Here is an 18,916-nt window from a genome sequence, read left to right as displayed (position 1 = left end):
CTACGGGTGGACGATGATCTTCACCGCCGTGTCGTTGTGGTGAATCAGGGTGTCGAAGCCTTTGTCCACCAGGTCGTCCAAGGCGATCCGTCCGGTGATGAAGGGCTTGAGGTCGACCTTCCCGTCCTGGACGAGTTTGATGGCGGCCGCATGGTCGCCCCGGTAGGCAATCGTTCCGCGAAGGTCGATTTCCTTGAGGACGATCTTCTGCATGTCCACGGTGGCCGGCCGGCCCCAGATAGACACGTTGACCACCACCCCGGCGGGCTTGACGACGTCGAGCATGGTGTCCAGGACGGCGTTCACGCCGGCGCATTCGAACGCCGCGTCCGCGCCCGCTCCCCCGGTCAGTTCCAGCACCCGCGCTTTGACGTCGACTGCGCTGGGGTCGAGGACATGGTCGGCGACGCCGGACGACGTGGCTTTCTCCTTGCGCGCGGCGGACAGTTCGGTCACCACGGTGGTGACGCCCAGCCCTTTCAAAACAGCCGCCGTAAGCAGCCCGATGGGACCTGCACCGCCGACGACGGCGACGTCCCCGGCTTTGACGTCGCTCCGGCCGACGGCGTGATAGGCCACCGCGAGCGGTTCGATGAGCGCGGCTTCGTCGAGCGGAATGTCGCCGACGGGGTGGACCCAGCGAGTGTCGACCACGATCTTTTCGCTCAGTCCCCCGCCGCCGCCGGCCAGCCCGATGAAGCCCAACTTGGTGCACAGGTTGTAGTTGCCCGCCCGGCACGGACCGCATTCGTCACAGACGAAGTAGGGCTCCACCACCACACTGTCTCCGACGGAGAGCCCCGTGACCCCCTCACCCAGTTCCTCAACAGTCCCGGAGAACTCATGTCCCAGGGTGACCGGGGCCTCCTCGTGCGACAGCACGTGGGGATGTCCGGGCGGCGGGGTGAAGATGGGCCCCTCCAGGAACTCGTGGAGGTCCGTGCCGCAGATCCCGCACCAGGCAACCGCGATCTTCACGGCTCCGGGGCGCAGCTCCGGCTCCGGAACGTCTTCGATCCGGAGATCCTCTCGGGCGTGGAAACGTGCTGCTTTCATGGTGTTTTCCTTCGCATTACGGGCCGTGGATGCACCGGTCAGGCGCATCCACGGCATGTCGTTGGAGTGTCACAGCAGGTGGCCGTCACCCTCAGTGTGGTGCCCGGGAGTGTGATTGTCACGGCCTTGCTGGGTCAGCGCTTGTGGTGGGTGGGTTGGAGCTCGTAGACGGGCGTGGGCAGCCCCTCCATCCGTGCTTTGAGCTGCAGCGCCAGATAGTTGGAGTAGTGGCGGCTCTGGTGCAGGTTGCCGCCATGAATCCAGAGATTCTCCACGTTCGTGGGCTTCCACATGTTGCGCAGCTCCCCCTCCCACGGCCCAGGGTCCTTGGGCGTGTCCGAGCCGAAGCCCCAGCATTTGCCGACGGCGTCCGCCACCTCGGGCGAGACCAGGTCGGCCAGCCAGCCGTTCATGGACCCGTAGCCGGTGGCATAGATGATGACATCGGCCTCGAGCTCGGCTCCGCTGTCCATGACCACCGCGTTGCCGGTGATCTTGGTGACCTGCCCGTTCGCGAGCTTGACCCGTCCGTCAATGATCAGCTGGGACGCGCCGACGTCGATGTAGTAGCCGGAGCCGCGCCTCAGGTACTTGAGGAACAGGCCTGAGCCGTCCACCCCGAAGTCCAGGTCAAAGCCTGCGGCCTCAAGCTGGGAGTAGAACCCGGCATCGCGCCTGGCCATCTCTTCGTAGACGGGGATCTGGGCTTCCGGCAGGATCCGGTATGGCAGGGAGGCGAACAGGAGGTCGGCTTTCTCGGTGGTGACACCGTTGGCCAGGGCCTTCTCCGAGTACAGGTCCCCGAGCGCAAGGTCCATAAGCGACTCGCTCCGGGCAATGTGCGTGGAAGACCGCTGGACCATGGTGACGTCCGCCCCGTGTTCCCAAAGGTCGGCACAGATATCGTGGGCCGAGTTGTTGGACCCGATCACCACTGCCTTCTTCCCTGTCCAGTCTCCGCCGCCCGGGTGCTTGGACGAGTGGTACTGCTGCCCCAAGAAGGACTCGGCGCCGTCGAACGTTGGAACATTCGGGTAACCGGAGACGCCGAGCGCGAAGACGAGCTGTTTGGGCCGGAGGGTGACCGGTTCGCCGTCGCGCATTACCTGCACGATCCATTCCTGGGACGCCTCGTCGAAGCGGGCGTTGGTGCACTCGGTCTTGGACCAGTAATTGAGCTCCATGATCCGGGTGTAGTGCTCCAGCCAGTCGCCGATCTTGTCCTTGGCGGCGAAGACGGGCCAGTCGTCGGGGAATTTCATGTACGGCAGGTGGTCGTACCAGACGGGATCGTGCAGGTGGAGTGACTTGTAGCGGTTCCGCCACGAGTCTCCGGGCTTTTCGTTCTTCTCAATGATGATCGTGGGGACCCCGAGCCGGCGCAGCCGCGCGCCCAGCCCGATACCGCCCTGGCCGCCGCCGATGATCACGGTGTAAGGCTGGTCTTCGTATCCCAGCCGGGCTTCCTGCTCCTCCTTGAGTTCCAGCCACGATTTGCGGCCTTTCTCGATGCGGTGCGCCACGCCCGTCTCACGATTGGGGCCCTTTTTCTCCTCGAATCCCTTGAGCTCCTGCATGGTGGTGAGCAGGGTCCAGCATTTGCCGTTGCGGAGGCGCAGGTGGGCATAGCCCCGCGCCTGGGCGGTTTCGAAGTCCACCCAGGCTTCGGTGTTCGCGGCGTCTCCGGTGGCATCCTCGGCGAGCGCCCAGTTGCCGGGTTGCACATCCGCGAGCGTGGCGTCCAGCATGCGCTTGATGGCTTCTTTGCCCTCGAGCGTCTTGAGGTTCCAGGTGAAGGATACGAAGTCCCGCCAGTACGGTTCATCGTCGAACAGCTGCAATGCGGCGTCGGTGTCCCTACTGCGCAGCGCCTCTTCGAACTGCGCCAGCCAGGCCTCCACGACGCCGTTTGGTGTCTCAGGCATGATTCCTCTTTTCGTTGCTTACGGTGGGCTGCTTCCGGCTGCCTCGCGATGACCGTCCGTGACCCGCATCACAAGTAAAAGACGCCGGGGGTTACAATCGAGTGACACGGCGCCCTTCCGGGGAGAAGCTCCCGGCGATCAGCCGTCAGCGAGCGGCCCGTGAACGATTCGATGACGAGTTGGGAGATTGCTGATGCGGACCGGCACCGGCGCGATCACCCAACTTCGCGACCTCAGGTTCACGGCACCGGCAGAGTATGCGCGCACACTGCGCAAAGCCCACGAAGCCACGATTGCGGGCAGCCCGGATCCTTCCATTTCGCCGGAGCTGATCAAGTCCTGGCAGCGTTCGCTGGCACTGGGCATTAACCCTGATCAGCACAGGCCTGTTCACCGGCACGAGGTATCCGAGGCACGCTCGCTCAGCGCGGGGCACCGCCTGGCCACCGTGATTCCGGCCTTGTCCCAGTTGCTCGCGGACGAGTCCGCCTCGGGCCGCCACCTATTGATTGTCACCGACCAACAGGGCGAGGTGCTGTGGCGGGTGGGCAGCCGGCAGGCGCTGAGGCTGGCCGATTCCTTGGAGTTTGTGGAAGGCGCCGACTGGTCCGAATCCGGCGTCGGGACCAATGCCATCAGCGAGGCCCTCATGACCGGAGCACCCGCACAGTTGTTCTCCGCCGAACACCTGGTGCGCACGCATCACGACTGGGCCTGCACGGCGGCGCCCATCCGCGATCCGTACTCAGGCGAAGTGGTGGGAGTGCTCGATGTTTCCGGCCCCTTCGAATCGGTGACACCGGACAGCCTGCGCATGGTGCGCTGCGGGGTGCGGCTGGCGGAGGAACTGTTGAAGTCTGCTGACGCGCCTGCAGTCTCGACGCAGCAGACCGGCGGCGTGCGTACGTCGCTGACGCTGAGCTTGCTGGGTGACAAGCCGAGCGCCGAGCTCGACGGCGGTTCCCGCCTTCCGCTGACCCTGCGCCGAGCTGAGATTTTGGCGCTGCTGGCGTCCCGGACCCAGGGGTGGAGCGCCGATGAACTCGCGTATCGGATTCACGGCGAAGACGGCGCCGCCACGGCCATCCGGACCGAGATGCACCGGATCCGCGGCATCCTGGGCAACGTGGTGGAGCCCAACCCTTACCGCTTCTCACCGGCCATCCGCGTAACCACCGACGCATCCGTGGTCGCCGGCCATTTGCGGGCCGGAAGGACGCGGGAAGCACTGGCCGCCTACCCCGCCAAGCTGCTCAACCGTTCTGTTAACCTGACCGTCGAGCTGATGCGGGACGAGCTCAATGAAGCTGTGGGGGCCTCGGTCCGCTCCAGCGCGGACGCCCAGCTCATCATGCGGTGGTGTGCGAGCGACATGGGCGCATCGGACGTCGAAGCAGCCGCAGCAATAGCCAGCCTCATCGGACCGGGCGATCCGCGCTTTCAACTGGTCCGTGCGCGGATGGAACGGGTCGACCGCGAACTGAAGTCCTGACCGCGGCCGGCGGTGGCGGGACTGGGCTGGGCAGTGAGGCCTGCGGTGCCGCCCCGCGTTATGGGGCTGGCGGCGCGGCTCCCGGGCAGCCTTGGCCTTGCGGGTTCTTGATGCAGTCGTCAGCGTAGTTGCGGGTGATCGAGCGCCAGACACTGATGGTCTGGGGTGGTGAACTGAACTGGCCTTGGCCCGGAATGGGCAGCGGCGGCCCGTTGTTGACGGAGTACGTTCCTTGGAAGTGGGTGGTGAGCACCACCTGGAAATCGCCGGTCTGGGTGTAGACGTGGCTGGTGCGGGTCTTTTCACCCCACCGGTCCTGCGGCAGCGGACCACCCATCACAGTCGTCGGCCCGAAGGAGCTTCCGTCTCCGTAAGCCCAACGATATTGCACGGGTTTCGCCACAATGGAGACGCTCTGGCCGAGCATGTCAACGGTGAAAGATTGTTCCACGGCAACAGCGTAGAAATTAGTCTCCGCACCTCGAAGCGTATGGGGGCTTGGTTGCGCCACCGAGTCGCCGGCCAACACTGGCAACTGCTCGAACTTACTCTGGATTTGCTGAGCGATTTGCTCCATCACGTCCACTGGTTTCTCAGAATAGACGCAACGATCAGGCCGTATCTGAGTCCAGATCGGGGGTTGGAACGCCTTCAAGGAGGAAAACCAACGAACAGGCCGGCCGTCCTCGCCTGCTGTACACTTCACGGCACCTGCGAGGCAGGCGACATCGAAATTGTTCTGATCTTCGTCCAGGCAAAGATACTCAACCTTGTAAGTATTCGGGTCTTCGGGAGGCGACTGAGGGCTGTCCACCCACCCCCCGATACCGGGGTCGTACCGCCACACGCCAATACCGGGACCAGACCACGAAAGATCGGAATCGCCCTCGGCCGCCTGTACTACTCCGGCCGAGACCGACAGAACGCATACGCAGAAGACACCCAAGATCGAAAGCCTCCCCCAAGCGGCCACGAATTACCCACCTAATCTGTCAACGTTGAGTGCCCGCCAGAATCCCCCGTCGTACTTTGCCACCATAATGTCACCCAGCATTTGGGACTCGGTCACCGTTTGGCCAATGCTGCCGTCGGCATTATGGAGAGTGCCTGCTCTCTGCTGAGATTGAACGGCTACCTGATATTCTCCCGGTCCTGTTTTCACGAAGTTTGTCTGAACCGCGTGAACGGTGATGCTCGCACCCGAGACCCACCTTCCTTCAGCGTTCCATTTGACGATCCCCGGAAAAATCTTGTCGCACATCGCGCACGGCGTTCCCGTGACTGCTTTGACGGGTTCCAAGTCGCCAGTTTCGAATGCGTAATTCAGTAAGGAATACCAATACTTAGCGAAGGCCTCCAGCCCCTCCTTCGTCTCCGCTTTGGCAGCCTCAGGCAACACCGGAACGGGAACATTCTCCGCTTTGCCCTTGGAGTCGGCTGGCTTGTAGGCGGCGGTTGGCGTCGGCGTGGGGCTCGGCGTGGCCGTAACCGACGCTGATGCCGGCGCCGACGTGCTGTCATTTCCCGGCGGGGTGGCGCCCCCGTTGCACGCAGTGAGCGTCAGAGCAGAGGCGGCGAAAACAGCAGCGGCCGAATAGCGCAACCGCGCGAAAAACAAAGTACGAGATGTCATGGGCAGCTATTCCCCCGATAGTTTCAAGACGTCCGAGCCGCCCGCAATAACTCCGGACGATGGTTAAAGGGTAACTGAGGTCACACTTTGGTGCTCAAAGTTATCCACAGGTACTCTCTCCGGTTTATCACCCAGGGCATCGGACAGGAAAGTCATGCGGGCACCATTGCGAATTACTTTGGCTTCCCAAACTCAACGCCTGCTCTTTGTCGACAACCCACAAAAACGCCAGCCAAAAGCCAAACTAGCGTCGGTGGAGACCAGACGTTCCCGCGATAAGGACCCATCGATGACGATTCAGGCAAATGTCCCCGCAAGCGACGAAACAACAAATGAGTCCAGCCACGCGATCCTTGAAACCGCCCGCCAGCAGGTCCTCGAGGACGGCATCGGCCTGACGCAGTCCCAGCTCGAGGAGATCCTCCGCCTCCCGGACAACGCCCTTCCCGCAGCCCTCCAACTGGCCCACGAAGTCCGCCTCAAGCACTGCGGCGAGGACGTCGAAGTCGAAGGCATCATCTCCATCAAGACCGGCGGCTGCCCCGAAGACTGCCACTTCTGCAGCCAGTCCGGCCTCTTTGACAGCCCGGTAAGAGGCGTCTGGCTCGACATCCCCGAACTCGTCAAAGCCGCCAAGGAAACCGCCGCCACCGGAGCCACCGAATTCTGCATCGTCGCCGCCGTCCGCGGCCCCGACATCAAACTCATGAACCAGATCAAGTTCGCGATCGACCGCATCAACGAGGCCGTGGACATCAACATCGCCTGCTCCCTGGGCATGCTCACCCAGCGCCAGGTGGACCAGCTCAAAGACTGGGGCGTGCACCGCTACAACCACAACCTCGAAACCGCCCGCAGCTACTTCCCCGAAGTGGTCACCACCCACAGCTACGAAGAACGCCTGGACACCTGCAACATGGTCAAGGCCGCGGGCATGGAACTGTGCTGCGGCGCCCTGATCGGCATGGGCGAGACCCTGGAACAGCGCGCCGAACTCGCCGCCCAGCTCGCCGCCCTGGAACCCCACGAAGTCCCGCTGAACTTCCTCAACCCCCGCCCCGGCACACCGCTCGAAAACCAAGGCATCATGGACGGCAAAGACGCCCTCCGCGCCATCGCCGCCTTCCGCCTCGCCATGCCCCGCACCGTGCTCCGCTACGCCGGCGGCCGCGAACTCACCCTCGGCGACCTCGGCACCCGCGAAGGACTCCTCGGAGGCATCAACGCCGTCATCGTCGGCAACTACCTCACCACCCTGGGCCGCCCCGCCACCGCCGACCTCAACCTCCTTGTCGAGCTGAACATGCCCATCAAGGAACTCCAGAAAACACTATGACCGGGGTTTCAACAGACTCAACCACCGCCGCGTTTTGCGGCCACTGCGGCGAGCCGTCCGACGGCGGCGCCGGCCCGACGTCGTCCGCTCACCGCCGCTGCGGCGAGCGGCTCGCGATGGAGCCACCGCGGTACTGCGCCGCCTGCCGGCGCCGCATGAAAGTGCAGGTCACGCCACTGGGTTGGACCGCGGAATGCTCACGTCACGGCACCACCGACACGAGAATACGTCCTTAAGTCACTGGCCAATGCCTGCCGCCGGCTGAACAATAGGCACATGATGTTCACACACGCAGACGGCAATCCCATTCTCAACCTTGACGATGACCAGTCGTGGAAGCTCATAGAGGGCACCAAACACGGCCGGCTGGTAGTGACCGTGGCCGGCGAACCGGACATCTTCCCGGTCAACTACGCCGTGAGCGGCCGGAAGCTCTATCTCCGGACAGCTCCGGGCAACAAGCTTGCTGAGCTGACGATCAACGCGAAAGTCCTCTTTGAGACGGACGGCATCATGTCCGACGAGGCCTGGTCCGTAGTGCTTCGCGGAACAGCGCGGGTCCTCGACCAGTCTGCGGACATCGCCGCAGCGGAGTCGCTCGGCCTGAAGCCCTGGGTTCCCACGCTGAAGGACTTCTACGTTGAGATCGAGCCGGTTTCGGTCAGCGGACGGCACTTCCAGTTTGGGGAACATCCGGAGCGGGAAATCTAGGATTGCAGCCGGGCCGGCCGCTGCGGACACCCGCCGCGGCCGGCCGCGTGCAATGGTGGCCGCCTAGACTTAAGCCATGGCTGACCAGCTGACTCCCGAACGGCGCAGCTGGAACATGTCCAGGATCCGGGGCAAGAACACGAAGCCGGAACTGCTGGTACGGAGCCTCTTGCACGCGAAGGGCTACCGCTACCGTCTGCACGGCAGCGCGCGAGGCGGCAAACTCCCCGGTAACCCTGATCTGGTGTTCGCCGGACGGCACAAGGTCATCTTCGTCAACGGCTGCTTCTGGCATTTCCACGACTGCAAGGCGGGCCAGCACGCCCCCAAAGCGAACGCAGAGTTCTGGGATGCAAAGCGGACGCGGACCAGAAACCGCGACGCCGAACAGCGCCGGCGCCTGGAAGCTTCAGGGTGGAAGGTGCTCACCGTCTGGGAGTGCGAGCTCAAGGACGTCTCCGCCTTGGAGGAGCAGCTGGAGCAGTTCCTCGCCTGAAGGCGTGCCGGACTACGACGCCCGGCGGGCGGCCAACGCGGCGTTGAACGCCGTAGCGGACGCTTCACTGCTGTTGATGCGCCAGTCGGTTTCCTTCTGCAGATGGAACCAGACGAAGCCCACCACGTCCGGCTGGGCTGCCAGGTAGCTCACCAGGTCGGTATTCCATTGCGCCTTGGAACCGCCCGCCTCGGCGGAAGCGGTCTCGGCGATCAGGATGGGAACCCCGGGCGCGAGTGCCCGCAGCTGGGCTATCCCGGGCGCGAAAAGGTCCTGCGGCGACATCCAGCTGCTCCACGACGCCGAGGTGCCCCAGTTGTATCCGTCGAGGGCCACAACGTCCACGTAGCTGGCGCCCGGGAACAGCCCGGCAAGCTCGGTGGAACCAAAGTACGGAACATTCGGGCTCCATACCCAGGTCACGTTGCTGGCACCGGTGGCTGTCACGACGTCGTGCACGTGCCGCCAAGCCTGCACGTAATCGCCGGACTGGTTGCCGTTCACGCCCTCCGCCCACGGATACCAGTTGCCGTTCATCTCATGCGCGAACCTCAGCTGGACGGGCTGGCCCCAGGACGCCAGCGCCTGGCCCCACTGCGTGATGTAGGCATCAAAGTCGCCGGCGGTGATCCGGTCCAGGGCGTAGGCAGGCTGCGTAAGCCCGCCGCCCCATGCCCACGGCTCCCAGGTGACCAGCGGGACGGCGCCGCGGGCTCGCACGGCGTTCATCTCGGTGATGGGCGGCGCCTGCCGGAAGTCCTTGTAGAAGAGCACACTTGACGGGCTTTCACCGGCAAGCTGTGAGACCTCATCCAGTTCGGCACTGGCCAGGGGACCTCCCGCCGTGGCCACCCCGAAGCGGAGCGCCGACGTGCTGACGGGAGGGAGGGCGGGAGCGGAAGTAGTCACCGTGAAAACGGATGACGCTTTGACCGAGGACGTTTTGGCCGTGATGGTCAGCGGTCCGGTGGCTGCAGCCGGAATGGTGATCGAGGTACTGAACGCTCCGCTTGCCGCCGTCTTGAAGGAGAAGGTGGAGGAGCCCACAATCACGGTTCCCGTCGTGGAAACCTTGAACCCTGTTCCGCTGACTGTCACCGCCGAACCTACCGGCCCCGCAGTCGGGTTGAGGTAGACCTGGGCCGCCGCGACAGCCGCGGCGGGCGCAGCCTGCACAGGCTGGACGGCAGCTAACATCACACCCAGTCCCACAAGCAGGCCAGTAACAAGGTTACCCACGATCCTGAACACAGCGGTCCCCGCAATCGGCTGGTGGCTCGAAACGCCACGGGTCAGTTCGGTGCCGGCAGACACTTGTCCCGACCCTAAAGCCCAGGCGGGCCAGTCCGATCAAGATTGGCGCAAATTTTCCGGGAAACCGCATTCCGTGTCCGCCGGAGCCCTACTGTAAAAGAGGCAAGGTTGTGGCCGCACCCGTTATCCCGGTTGTGCAGCGCCAAGGGAAGGGGTGTCCAATGGATGGACAGGATGGCGTCAGCCAGCCGTACGTTGACCCCTCCGTGCTCCAAACACTCCGCTGTGAACTTGAGCCCGACGCCGAGTACTGCACCGTATTTGTGAACAGCTACATCCAGCAACTTCCGCGGCGGCTGGACCGGCTCCGCCACGCGGTGGAAGCAATGGACCTGGATGCGGCCATGGATGCCGTCCTCAGCGTGAAGACCTCCAGCATGATGGTGGGCGCGGCGTACCTAAGCAGGCTCGCGGATGAGCTCGAAACCATCCTGAAGCACTTGGAGTCCCACCCGGAAACCGTGGCCGAGCAACCGCCCCGCCTTCAGCTCGCGCTCCTGGAAAGCATGGATGCGTGCACCGATCAGACCGTGGCCGGCCTCTCGGCGGCGGCAGCGGCCTGAATCCGGCGCCAGAACGCCGGACCCGCACCCGGAAGCAATGCCCCGAGCCCGGAATTAGCGCTCGGCAGGCGCCAACCGGTAACCCACCCCGCGCACAGTCTGCAGCCAGCGCGGGTTCTGCGGGCTGTCGCCCAGCTTCTTGCGGAGGTTTCCCATGTGCACTTCAACGGACCGCTCGTCCGCTTCTGAGATGTAGCCCCCGACGTCGTACGGTTCGTCGCGCAGCCGCCTCACCAGTTCGGATTTGGTCCGCACCATCCTCCCCGCCTCCAGGAGCGCGTGCAGCAGATCGAATTCGGTGCGGGTCAGGTGCAGTTCGCGTCCGTCCACACTCACGGTCCGCGCGTCGTAGCTGAACTCGAGCCCGTTGTGGGTCAGCGTCCTTCCGGCGGCGGCTGCCACGGCAGGTGCCTTGCCACCGGCGGCGGAGTCCGACGTCGAACGCGGACGCCGCATCATGGCGGCGACGCGCGCACGCAGTTCCCGGGGACGGAAGGGCTTGGTCAGGTAGTCGTCCGCACCGGATTCCAGTCCGATGAGGGTATCCAGTTCTTCGGCGCGGGCCGTCAGCATAACGATGTACGCGTCGGAGAACTCCCTGATCTGGCGCGCCACTTCAAAGCCGTCGATGTCCGGGAGGCCCAAGTCCAGGGTGATGACTGCCGGATTGAGTTCCTTGGCCGCGACGACGCCGGCGGCCCCGCTGCTCGCGACCTGGACGTCGAACCCGGCCTGGACCAGCACCACCCGAACCAGTTCACGGATGTCGTGATCGTCCTCGATAACCAGACCCACACGTGATTCACTCATCGCAGCCCCCTCAGTCCGCTCGATACCGTCAGAAGTATAGCGCTCGCCCGATATCGTGGGGGTATGCGTCCAGTAAACCGCACGTCGATCGTCACCCGGCCATGAGTGGCAACGTCACCTGGGACATCAAGTCCGGTCGGATACTCTTCTTCCGCCGGCCGTTCCACGAGTATTCCCTGCGGGGACGCGTCACCTTGAGCCAGATGCCGCTATCCATCACCGCAGCGCTCACCGCCGTGCTGATGCTCATGTTTTTCCCGGGGACGCTGGGGAATCCCCTGTTCATCGCTTTCCTGGCCACGCAGGTCCTGATCCTGGCGCTGTGCTACCTCATTCCATGGCACCGGCTGCCGTTCGCCAGCTTCCTGGTGGTTCCCGTCCTTGACTTCGTCTCGATCGCACTGGGCAGGGAGGGCGGGCAGGAGGGCCTGACCGGCATCAGCCTGCTGGCCGTCTTTCCCGTCATCTGGCTGTGCGCCTCGGGGCTGTACCCCCGCGCTTCCCTGGTGGCGTCCTTCGTGGCTCCCCTGGCCATCATCTGGGTGCCGTTGTTCCTTCACGGGAACGTCACGGGCCCGGACCTGGCGCGCTCACTCCTGCTGCCGGTGATGATGCTGGGGATCGGCGTCTCAGTCAGCGTGCTGACGCTCAGCATGGTCCGGCAACAACGGGACCTGGAAGAAAAGGACGCTCAACTGCGGGTAACCCTCAAAGAGAGCAAGCGGCAGGAGGAACTGCTGAATTCCGTGCTGGAAACGGTGCACTTGGGCGTCCTGGCAGTGGACGCGGACGGGCACGACATCCTCATGAACCGGAAACAGCGGGAAAACCACCGGCTGGCCAGCCCTGCGGGCAACGCCGACCCCAACGAATCCCAGCTCCTGGTATTCCAAGCCGACCGGACCACCACAGTACCGGTCGAACAGCGGCCGGTCCGCCGCGCCGTGAGGGGCGAAAGCTTCACGGACAATTTGGTCTGGCTTGGCAGCGGCAGCGAACAGCGCGCCATCACCACCAGCGCACGTGCGATGCGGGACCAGGATGGCTCCTTCGCCGGCTCGGTGATCGTCTTTAGCGACGTCACGGACCTGGTGAATGCCTTGGCGGCAAAAGACGATTTCCTGGCTAACGTTTCGCACGAGTTCCGCACACCGCTGACGTCGATCCTCGGCTACGTGGAGCTGCTCCTGGACGACTATGACGGCTTGAGCGACCCCCGCCGCGAAGCGCTCCTGATCATCCGTCGTAACTCCGAGCGGCTGCTCGGGCTGGTGTCTGACCTGCTGGCCAGCCGGAGCGGGCAGCTTATTGTCAGCCCGCAGGCTGTGAACGTGGCCGAACTTGTCCGGGCCAGCATCAGCGCCGCGCTGCCCCGTGCCGCCGCCGCAAAAGTAAGGCTCCGTGCGGACGCTCCCGCATGCTTGGAGGCCCACGTGGATTCGGGGCGCATGTCGCAGGTGCTGGATAATCTCGTGTCCAACGCCATCAAATACTCGCCCGATGGGGGCGACGTTGTAGTGTCGCTGGACTCTGAGGGGTCCGACCTGGTCTGCCGGGTGAGCGATACGGGAATGGGCATGAGCGACAAGGATCAAGCGGAGGTGTTTACGAAGTTTTTCCGGACCGGCAACGTGCGGAACACGTCCATCCCGGGCGTAGGGCTGGGCCTGTCCATCAGCAAGGCCATTGTTGAAGCCCACGGCGGAAGCATTCAGCTTCGCAGTGCGCCGGGAGAGGGAACCACCTTCACCATCAGGGTGCCCGTCTAGGGTTCGTACTGCTCAATCAATGTCCGGGCCATCGCCTGCGCGCGCTTGGCGGCGTCGGCATCACCCTCGGCAGCGGAAATGATGGATCCCTTCATGAGGATGTGCCATGAACGGGAGAAATCCTCGGCGTCCCGCAGCCCCGCTTCCTCGGCCAGCTGCTGGATGTGGCCGCGGATCCGGGCGAGGTAGTCGATGCTTGCCCGCCCCAGCGGATGGGTCGCGCCCATTTCCAGGAGGATGTTGATGAAGGAGCACGCCTCAAAGTCGTCGCGGCGGAACCAGTCGCCAAACACGTCGAAGATGGCCAGCAACTGCTCGGCAGGTGTTCCGCCGCGGCGGCGCGCGTCGGCAACGATCATGTCCACGGTCCACTGGCGGTCGCGTTGCTCGAGGAAGGCAAGCACCAGCTCATCCTTCGAGGCGAAGTGCCGGTAGAACGTCGCCTTGGCCACGCCGGCGCGGCTGATCAGTTCGTTGACGCCCACGTCGCGGATCCCGCGGCGGGCGAAAAGTCCGTAGGCCGTATCAACGATCCGCTGCCTCGCGTCCGCGCCAGTGATTGCAACCTCGCAATCCAGGGCAGGCTGGACCGGTGCAGGCTGAATCACTGCGTGGTTTGGCGTGGGGTTCATTGCAAATAGTCTAGCGCAAGGGGAAGACAGACTTGTCTGTCTGGGATAAAATTCTCTTCATTCCGGTCGGTCGCAATCCCAGGCGTTTGAGCCAGAGCGCTTGTGCCACAGGAGGGTAGGAGATGCCGAAGAAAACGTTGTCAGCCGTGGGGGCCCGCCAGGGCGGCTCGCGGCAGGCGAGGTCCGGGATCCATGCCGTTGGGGGGCCCGTACGCGGGCGCGTGAATCTTGAGCCGATTCGCCACCAGGCGTGGGAAATCATCGATGCGATCCTGACGGACACCAATCCGGACGGGTCGGAAATCCGCAATCAGCTGCGCCGTTGCCTCAACAAGAACCGAGGCAACCCTGAGAGGGCTTTGCTTATGCACCTCATGTCATTGCCGGGCCGCTCCGCGCCCGCAGTCATTGATTGAGCGCTGCCTGCCGCACCACTTCGCCCCAGGACTGCTGTGCCAGGTCAGCAACAGCTGCCAGGATGTCCGACGGCGGCAGGGACAGATCAAGCGGGTACTCCACCACGTCGATGTCCGTGTTGAGGATGCGGCGGAGCTTCATTTCCCCCGCGCCTGCGTACACCAGCCAGGCGGTGGGGACGCGTAGGGCCGTGCAGTAGGCCAGCATCTGAAAGTGGTCCGCGGACAGGGACGCGCCCTGGTCCGTCGCCGCCCGGTACTTCGTGTCGTAGACCACCACGGGACGGCCGCCGAGCAGGTGCACTGCGTCCGGATTCACCGTGAGCCGGTCGGAATCGCGGACGGCTTCGTTCAGCAGCGCGTTGTACTGCAGCCGCATTTCCCCGGGATGGGCAGCCATGGCTTCGCGGAGGGCAGTGCCCACAAAATCCTCGAAGACCTGCCCCATGTCCACCACGAACGACGCCGTCTGCTGCTTTCCGTCACCCGCTTCGGCTGAGGCGTTGCGCAGGATCACTTCGGAGAGGCGGAGCACCGCGTGGTACCGGGTGTTCATCCTGGTGGCCTGCCACGGCGGCAGCGGCGCCCCGGGCTGAAGGCGGGTGACGGCGTCGAGCTTTCCCAACAGCAGCCGCAGGCGGCTCTGCACGTCCGGCCGAACGCGCGGAACCCGGGCCATGCGCTCCAGGGCGGCCCGCAGGATGCGGTTCTCGGCGATGTCTTCGGTGAATTCGTCATAGGAGACTTCCAGCGGCACAAGCATTCCGGGCCGGCGCGAGATCTGGTCCGAGATCCGGATGCGGCCTTTCACCGTCCGCAGTGACTCATCTACGGTGAGGTATCCCTGCAGGACTCCGCGGCTTAGCGCCCGGTCCGCCAGCTGGGCCAGGGATTCGGCCAGTGCACTCCACAAATCCGAGTCCTCGACGGCAGCCACCGGGTCGTCGCGGAAGCCCTGGTTTCCGGCATAGCTGAGGAGGAACAGCAGCCGGCTGAGGCCCAGGCGGTCCTTGGGCCGCACTTCCAGCTGCACCGTGGGCGTCCGCACCGAACCCACCATGCCCACCGGCTCAATCCTGAACAGGCCCATGCCCATGGGCGAGGCTTTGGCCAGCCCGCTGGCGTTCACGAACGCTGCACTCGCTGCGTCGAGCTTGTCCACCACGCCGCCGGACAGCTCGTCCAGGACGATGTGGCGTGCGGCCGTGCGGGCGCTGGAGGGCGGCCGCGCCGGCCGCGGCGGCACGGCCACGGGCGCCCGTCTGTCAGCGGGCAGCAATCCGTTAGCGGGACGCAAGGCGGCCCAGCAGCTGCTCCAGCCCGAAGCGCTCCTGCAGCTGGGCCCGGTTCAGCTGGCCGTGATAATGCTCTTCCAGGAGCGGCATGAGCTCGTATTTCCAGATCCGGCGGAGGCCCGAGGGAGTCTGGGCTGCCTTCTTCATGAAGTAGGACGGCCCGATCATCAGGTCGCGGTCCCATTCGTCGATCGCGTCATTCAGGGCGTCCAGGAGGAGGGCAGGGGTGGTGTCCAGGTTCCGGGCCTGCAGGAAGCGGAGCAGGGAACCCTTCACCGGCTCGGTCTTGGGGTGCAGCTCGATGAAGGAGAAACGGCGGCGGATGGCGGCGTCCATCATGGCGATCGAGCGGTCCGCGGTGTTCATGGTGCCGATGATGTACAGGTTGTCCGGGAGCGTGAACGGCTCGTTGGGGCTGTACTGGAGGTAAATGCGATCGTCCCGGTACTCCAGCAGGAAGTACAGCTCACCGAACACCTTGGCCAGGTTGGCGCGGTTCATCTCATCGATGATCAGGAAGTAGGGCTTGTTTTCGTTGCCGGGCTTGGCCGCTTCTTCCGCAAGGCGGCGCAGCGGGCCGGCCACCAGTTTGAAGGACACCTGCCCCTCGTCGGTCTTGTCCGGCCGGAAGCCCTCGAAGAAGTCCTCGTAGGCGTACGACGGGTGGAACTGCACCAGCTTGACGCGTTCGTCGGTGCTGTCCCCGGCAAGGTGGGCCGCCAGATGCTTGGCGAGGTAGGTTTTGCCCGTTCCGGGCGGGCCGTAGAGCACCAGCTGCCGGTTCTCCTCCAGGAGTTCGGCGATTTCCTGCAGCGGTTCCAGGTCCATGTGCAGGGACGCCGCGAACTCCTCCGTCAGCGGACGGAACCCCTCCGGAACCGGTTCGACGACGGCGGCCGGCTCGGCGGCGTCGTCGGCCTCCGCTTCCGCTTCGGCGGGCAGCAGCGCCTGCAGCGCCTGCACCACCCGGGTGACATCCACGATGACCCCCGGCGTGGTGAGCTGGCGCTGGACGTGGCGCGGCAGGTCCGCCATGCTGTGCGCGTCATCGAACCAGCGGACCTTGCGGCGCATCCGGCGGTTGTCCTCGTTGTGCTCCGGCTCCCCCAGGACCCCGCCCAGGCGGACGGCGCCCGCGTGCTGGTACAGGACCAGGTCTCCCGGCTTCATCACCGTGAGGAAGGCAAAAACGGCCGTCTTGTTGTCCTCGCGCTCCACGTAGCCCAGGTGCTTGTAGTCTTCGTCCACTGCGTGCTGCACGACGCCCGCGGTGACTCCGGCGTCCAGGAGGCGCAGATGCTCGACATCGAGCGTCACCTTCTCCTCCCCGAGCCACGCGGCCAGGAGGTCCTTGACGTCGTGGTGGGTGCGCAGGAGCCAGGCGCGGCGGCCCGGGTCCCCCACCTTGCGCCACTGGCTCACCAGCTGGCGGGCATACCAGTCGATGCGCTGGCCGGCCTGCTTGTCGAGGTAGAGGCGGATGCGGTGGATATCGGCGGTGATTTCCGCTTCGCTGTCGCCCTTCGCGCCGCCCACGAGGGAAGCGAACGCGTCCCTGATTTCCTGCCGCTCCACGTCAGCCACCACCGGTTCGAAGTAGCTCGGCCAGGCCAGGTATTCGATGCTGCGGCGAATCGCCGGCTGGTCATCGGGTGTAGCCGAGGCGAGCTGGTGGAACGCGAGGGGATCCTTCAACGCCTTGGTCACCGCATTCGTGGACTGCTGGTCAACGTGCTGCACGAAACGGCACAGCCACCTCAGGTGGTCCCAGATGGTCCAGTTGAATTCGGCGGTGCGGTCGCGGATGACGCCGTGGTCCGTCATGCCTTTGTACAGCTCGTCCGGCAGTTCCAGCGGCGGTTCCAGCCACGAGGCCGCCTCGGCCACCCGGGCACGCTTGACCTTCAGCGACTTGACTTCGTGGGCCAGCGGCAGGGACTGGAGGAACAACAGTTCAACAGCCAGTTGCTTCGCTGCGCGGGAGGCGTCCGAAAGGTTCTGCCGGAGGTTGGTCATCATCGGCGCTTTGGAGTCCGCGACGCCCCGCTCCAGCCGTTCCAGCAGCTCCGCGGCAGCTGAGGTGGTCCACGTCTGGGTCCGTCCGTCCAGCGCTGACGGCTTGCCCTGCAGGCCGGCCCCCAGGACAAACCACGCCGCATCCTCGATCTCCTTGGAGATTCCGGGGGCGCGGGTCATGGCAGGCTTCGCGGTGGGGGTCATGCCTTCAAATTTACAGGCTTAACCTGAACGGCAGCACCACGCGAACGGCACTCCGCCCTGTCCTGCCAGATGGCTTTTGGCCCTATCAACGGGGAAGGAACGGCCATAGGCTGGCGGCACAAAGGAGCGTGCCATGACTTTTCAAGACCTGACCCGGAAGATGTTCACGGCCATCCGGGGAACGGGGCTCAGCCGCGGACCGGACAGGTTGCTCGGCGGTGTGTGCGGCGGAATAGCCGCGAAGCTGGGCGTGGACCCCAATGCGGCCAGGATCGTCTTCCTGGTCCTGGCCCTGGTGCCCGGCCCGGCCCTCACGTTCTACATCTGGGCCTGGATCCTGCTGCCGGACAGCACCACCAACCGCATCTACCTCGAATCCTGGCTGAGCAACGAATCCAACGATGGCTAGCGGCGGCGGCGCCGTTTCAGCCGGCGGCTAGCGGGCGGCGGGCAGGTTCTTGCGCCCGAATGCGAAGTAGCTTCCCGGGCCGACGAAGTTGATCAGCGTGACAGCGCGCCACATCGCCTTGCTGCCGCGGATCTGCTCGGCGGGCCGTCGGGAAATGTCGCGCTGGGCTGCGATCAGGAGGGAAAGCTGCACGGCAGCTGCCACCACCGTCCCAAACCGTGCGAGCGGCGGCATTTCCTTCCAGGACTTCTTCTTTTTCTTAGTGGCCATGGCTGATGCTCCCTGATTCCGTTGGTGCGCTGGAGTGGTTCGGTTGATGACTGCCGTTTGGTGCTACATACGGGCGATCATGTAGTGACGATACTAGGGACGCAGCCGTGCCCGGGGTAGGGGCTTTGGGCTCAGGCCGTGAACGGGGCCAGCCGCTCCTTCTGTTCCGGGGTCAGGCGAAGTACCCGGCCGGTGGCCTCGTCCACGAACGCCAGGTGGGTGGTGGCCTTCACGCAGTCTTCCCGGGTGACGGGGTCCTGCAACAAGTAGTGGATGTCGAAGCTGGCGCCTTTGACGGCGCCGATCCACAACTGCACCACGGCCGGGACGTTCCGGTATTCGAGCGTCCTGACGTAGCGGATCTTGTGCTCCACCACCAAGGCCATGGTGCCTTCTTCAACGTCGTTGAAGAGGGACACCTGCGGCTCGACCCCGGGAAGGCCGGCCCCGCGGGGCGGTCCGAAGGCCGCGATGCGCGCTTCCTCCAGGATCCGCACGATCTGCACGTTGTTGATGTGGCCGTAGGCGTCCATGTCTCCCCAGCGCATGGGTACCAGGACCTCGATGCG

At 64.7% G+C, this 18,916-nt stretch carries 20 protein-coding genes; 9 read left to right on the top strand and 11 right to left on the bottom strand.

Going from position 1 to position 18,916, the window contains the following annotated elements; genetic code table 11:
• Both TV39_RS04080 and TV39_RS04075 read right to left on the bottom strand, forming a co-directional pair.
• The gene (locus TV39_RS04080) at positions 1-1,056 is read right to left on the bottom strand and encodes a 2,3-butanediol dehydrogenase (protein WP_043479126.1); all 1,056 of its coding nucleotides are present in this window, start codon (positions 1,054-1,056) and stop codon (positions 1-3) included.
• Positions 1,057-1,190: 134 nt separating this feature from the next.
• The gene (locus TV39_RS04075) at positions 1,191-2,981 is read right to left on the bottom strand and encodes an NAD(P)/FAD-dependent oxidoreductase (RefSeq protein WP_043478695.1); all 1,791 of its coding nucleotides are present in this window, start codon (positions 2,979-2,981) and stop codon (positions 1,191-1,193) included.
• A 193-nt stretch (positions 2,982-3,174) separates the two neighbouring features.
• Here TV39_RS04075 and TV39_RS04070 point away from each other — a divergent pair, with 193 nt between their 5' ends.
• Positions 3,175-4,473, top strand: coding sequence for a helix-turn-helix domain-containing protein (locus TV39_RS04070; RefSeq protein ID WP_043478692.1), 1,299 nt, complete (start codon positions 3,175-3,177; stop codon positions 4,471-4,473).
• 58 nt (positions 4,474-4,531) lie between these two features.
• On the opposite strand, the gene TV39_RS04065 is transcribed toward TV39_RS04070, so the two are convergent.
• Positions 4,532-5,287, bottom strand: coding sequence for a PKD domain-containing protein (locus tag TV39_RS04065; protein ID WP_235347264.1), 756 nt, complete (start codon positions 5,285-5,287; stop codon positions 4,532-4,534).
• A gap of 162 nt (positions 5,288-5,449) precedes the next feature.
• Positions 5,450-6,106, bottom strand: coding sequence for a DUF6318 family protein (locus tag TV39_RS21940; protein ID WP_144406304.1), 657 nt, complete (start codon positions 6,104-6,106; stop codon positions 5,450-5,452).
• A gap of 289 nt (positions 6,107-6,395) precedes the next feature.
• Between TV39_RS21940 and bioB the strand changes: the two genes are divergently transcribed.
• From bioB to TV39_RS04045, 4 genes are all read left to right on the top strand, one after another.
• Positions 6,396-7,442 (top strand): biotin synthase BioB, encoded by a 1,047-nt coding sequence (bioB, locus tag TV39_RS04055; protein WP_043478689.1) that lies wholly within the window; start codon positions 6,396-6,398, stop codon positions 7,440-7,442.
• Entirely contained in the window at positions 7,439-7,678 is a 240-nt protein-coding gene (gene bsaP, locus TV39_RS22815) for a biotin synthase auxiliary protein BsaP (RefSeq protein WP_082049481.1), read from the top strand. Before bioB ends, bsaP begins: the two co-directional genes overlap by 4 nt.
• Before the next feature lie 40 nt (positions 7,679-7,718).
• The gene (locus tag TV39_RS04050; RefSeq protein ID WP_043478686.1) at positions 7,719-8,153 is read left to right on the top strand and encodes a pyridoxamine 5'-phosphate oxidase family protein; all 435 of its coding nucleotides are present in this window, start codon (positions 7,719-7,721) and stop codon (positions 8,151-8,153) included.
• Positions 8,154-8,229: 76 nt separating this feature from the next.
• Positions 8,230-8,649, top strand: a complete 420-nt coding sequence (locus tag TV39_RS04045; RefSeq protein ID WP_043478684.1) for a very short patch repair endonuclease — start codon at positions 8,230-8,232, stop codon at positions 8,647-8,649.
• A 12-nt stretch (positions 8,650-8,661) separates the two neighbouring features.
• On the opposite strand, the gene TV39_RS04040 is transcribed toward TV39_RS04045, so the two are convergent.
• Positions 8,662-9,846, bottom strand: coding sequence for a glycoside hydrolase family 26 protein (locus TV39_RS04040; RefSeq protein ID WP_043479121.1), 1,185 nt, complete (start codon positions 9,844-9,846; stop codon positions 8,662-8,664).
• A gap of 278 nt (positions 9,847-10,124) precedes the next feature.
• Between TV39_RS04040 and TV39_RS04035 the strand changes: the two genes are divergently transcribed.
• The gene (locus TV39_RS04035) at positions 10,125-10,526 is read left to right on the top strand and encodes an Hpt domain-containing protein (protein ID WP_043478682.1); all 402 of its coding nucleotides are present in this window, start codon (positions 10,125-10,127) and stop codon (positions 10,524-10,526) included.
• A gap of 54 nt (positions 10,527-10,580) precedes the next feature.
• On the opposite strand, the gene TV39_RS04030 is transcribed toward TV39_RS04035, so the two are convergent.
• Positions 10,581-11,336 (bottom strand): response regulator transcription factor, encoded by a 756-nt coding sequence (locus TV39_RS04030; RefSeq protein WP_200890943.1) that lies wholly within the window; start codon positions 11,334-11,336, stop codon positions 10,581-10,583.
• Between the two features lie 101 nt (positions 11,337-11,437).
• Between TV39_RS04030 and TV39_RS04025 the strand changes: the two genes are divergently transcribed.
• Positions 11,438-13,105, top strand: coding sequence for a PAS domain-containing sensor histidine kinase (locus tag TV39_RS04025; RefSeq protein ID WP_043478680.1), 1,668 nt, complete (start codon positions 11,438-11,440; stop codon positions 13,103-13,105).
• On the opposite strand, the gene TV39_RS04020 is transcribed toward TV39_RS04025, so the two are convergent.
• Positions 13,102-13,737 carry a TetR/AcrR family transcriptional regulator gene (locus TV39_RS04020; RefSeq protein ID WP_082049479.1) on the bottom strand — a complete coding sequence of 212 codons (636 nt, stop codon included), beginning with the start codon at positions 13,735-13,737 and terminating at the stop codon, positions 13,102-13,104. The genes TV39_RS04025 and TV39_RS04020 overlap by 4 nt on opposite strands.
• A 122-nt stretch (positions 13,738-13,859) precedes the next feature.
• Between TV39_RS04020 and TV39_RS04015 the strand changes: the two genes are divergently transcribed.
• On the top strand, positions 13,860-14,153 hold the full coding sequence (locus tag TV39_RS04015) for a hypothetical protein (protein ID WP_043478678.1): 294 nt from the start codon (positions 13,860-13,862) through the stop codon (positions 14,151-14,153).
• Here the strand turns inward: TV39_RS04015 and TV39_RS04010 are convergent.
• Together TV39_RS04010 and TV39_RS04005 are read right to left on the bottom strand one after the other, a co-directional pair.
• Positions 14,143-15,399 carry an McrC family protein gene (locus TV39_RS04010; protein WP_235347275.1) on the bottom strand — a complete coding sequence of 419 codons (1,257 nt, stop codon included), beginning with the start codon at positions 15,397-15,399 and terminating at the stop codon, positions 14,143-14,145. The two genes, TV39_RS04015 and TV39_RS04010, sit on opposite strands and share 11 nt — an antisense overlap.
• 37 nt (positions 15,400-15,436) lie before the next feature.
• A complete protein-coding gene (locus TV39_RS04005) occupies positions 15,437-17,668 on the bottom strand; it encodes an McrB family protein (protein WP_043478676.1) in 2,232 nt (743 codons plus the stop codon).
• A 133-nt stretch (positions 17,669-17,801) separates the two neighbouring features.
• Here TV39_RS04005 and TV39_RS04000 point away from each other — a divergent pair, with 133 nt between their 5' ends.
• Positions 17,802-18,077: a PspC domain-containing protein gene (locus tag TV39_RS04000; RefSeq protein ID WP_043478673.1), complete on the top strand. Its 276-nt coding sequence runs from the start codon at positions 17,802-17,804 to the stop codon at positions 18,075-18,077.
• A 27-nt stretch (positions 18,078-18,104) separates the two neighbouring features.
• On the opposite strand, the gene TV39_RS03995 is transcribed toward TV39_RS04000, so the two are convergent.
• Both TV39_RS03995 and TV39_RS03990 read right to left on the bottom strand, forming a co-directional pair.
• The gene (locus TV39_RS03995) at positions 18,105-18,347 is read right to left on the bottom strand and encodes a membrane protein (RefSeq protein WP_043478670.1); all 243 of its coding nucleotides are present in this window, start codon (positions 18,345-18,347) and stop codon (positions 18,105-18,107) included.
• Between the two features lie 131 nt (positions 18,348-18,478).
• Positions 18,479-18,895 carry an acyl-CoA thioesterase gene (locus TV39_RS03990; protein WP_043478667.1) on the bottom strand — a complete coding sequence of 139 codons (417 nt, stop codon included), beginning with the start codon at positions 18,893-18,895 and terminating at the stop codon, positions 18,479-18,481.
• Positions 18,896-18,916 lie beyond the last annotated feature (21 nt).

Origin of the sequence: Arthrobacter sp. SPG23 (assembly GCF_000876655.1) — a bacterium.
Taxonomy (GTDB): domain Bacteria; phylum Actinomycetota; class Actinomycetes; order Actinomycetales; family Micrococcaceae; genus Arthrobacter.
This window is presented reverse-complemented; position numbering and strand designations above follow the sequence as displayed.

Bases quoted from the DNA above. Each gene is read 5' to 3' on its own strand.
- TV39_RS04080 (WP_043479126.1), bottom strand. From the start codon at position 1,056: ATGAAAGCAGCACGTTTCCACGCCCGAGAGGATCTCCGGATCGAAGAC.
- TV39_RS04075 (WP_043478695.1), bottom strand. From the start codon at position 2,981: ATGCCTGAGACACCAAACGGCGTCGTGGAGGCCTGGCTGGCGCAGTTC.
- TV39_RS04070 (WP_043478692.1), top strand. From the start codon at position 3,175: ATGCGGACCGGCACCGGCGCGATCACCCAACTTCGCGACCTCAGGTTC.
- TV39_RS21940 (WP_144406304.1), bottom strand. From the start codon at position 6,106: ATGACATCTCGTACTTTGTTTTTCGCGCGGTTGCGCTATTCGGCCGCT.
- bioB (WP_043478689.1), top strand. From the start codon at position 6,396: ATGACGATTCAGGCAAATGTCCCCGCAAGCGACGAAACAACAAATGAG.
- bsaP (WP_082049481.1), top strand. From the start codon at position 7,439: ATGACCGGGGTTTCAACAGACTCAACCACCGCCGCGTTTTGCGGCCAC.
- TV39_RS04050 (WP_043478686.1), top strand. From the start codon at position 7,719: ATGATGTTCACACACGCAGACGGCAATCCCATTCTCAACCTTGACGAT.
- TV39_RS04045 (WP_043478684.1), top strand. From the start codon at position 8,230: ATGGCTGACCAGCTGACTCCCGAACGGCGCAGCTGGAACATGTCCAGG.
- TV39_RS04040 (WP_043479121.1), bottom strand. From the start codon at position 9,846: ATGTTAGCTGCCGTCCAGCCTGTGCAGGCTGCGCCCGCCGCGGCTGTC.
- TV39_RS04035 (WP_043478682.1), top strand. From the start codon at position 10,125: ATGGATGGACAGGATGGCGTCAGCCAGCCGTACGTTGACCCCTCCGTG.
- TV39_RS04030 (WP_200890943.1), bottom strand. From the start codon at position 11,336: ATGAGTGAATCACGTGTGGGTCTGGTTATCGAGGACGATCACGACATC.
- TV39_RS04025 (WP_043478680.1), top strand. From the start codon at position 11,438: ATGAGTGGCAACGTCACCTGGGACATCAAGTCCGGTCGGATACTCTTC.
- TV39_RS04020 (WP_082049479.1), bottom strand. From the start codon at position 13,737: ATGAACCCCACGCCAAACCACGCAGTGATTCAGCCTGCACCGGTCCAG.
- TV39_RS04015 (WP_043478678.1), top strand. From the start codon at position 13,860: ATGCCGAAGAAAACGTTGTCAGCCGTGGGGGCCCGCCAGGGCGGCTCG.
- TV39_RS04005 (WP_043478676.1), bottom strand. From the start codon at position 17,668: ATGACCCCCACCGCGAAGCCTGCCATGACCCGCGCCCCCGGAATCTCC.
- TV39_RS04000 (WP_043478673.1), top strand. From the start codon at position 17,802: ATGACTTTTCAAGACCTGACCCGGAAGATGTTCACGGCCATCCGGGGA.
- TV39_RS03995 (WP_043478670.1), bottom strand. From the start codon at position 18,347: ATGGCCACTAAGAAAAAGAAGAAGTCCTGGAAGGAAATGCCGCCGCTC.
- TV39_RS03990 (WP_043478667.1), bottom strand. From the start codon at position 18,895: ATGCGCTGGGGAGACATGGACGCCTACGGCCACATCAACAACGTGCAG.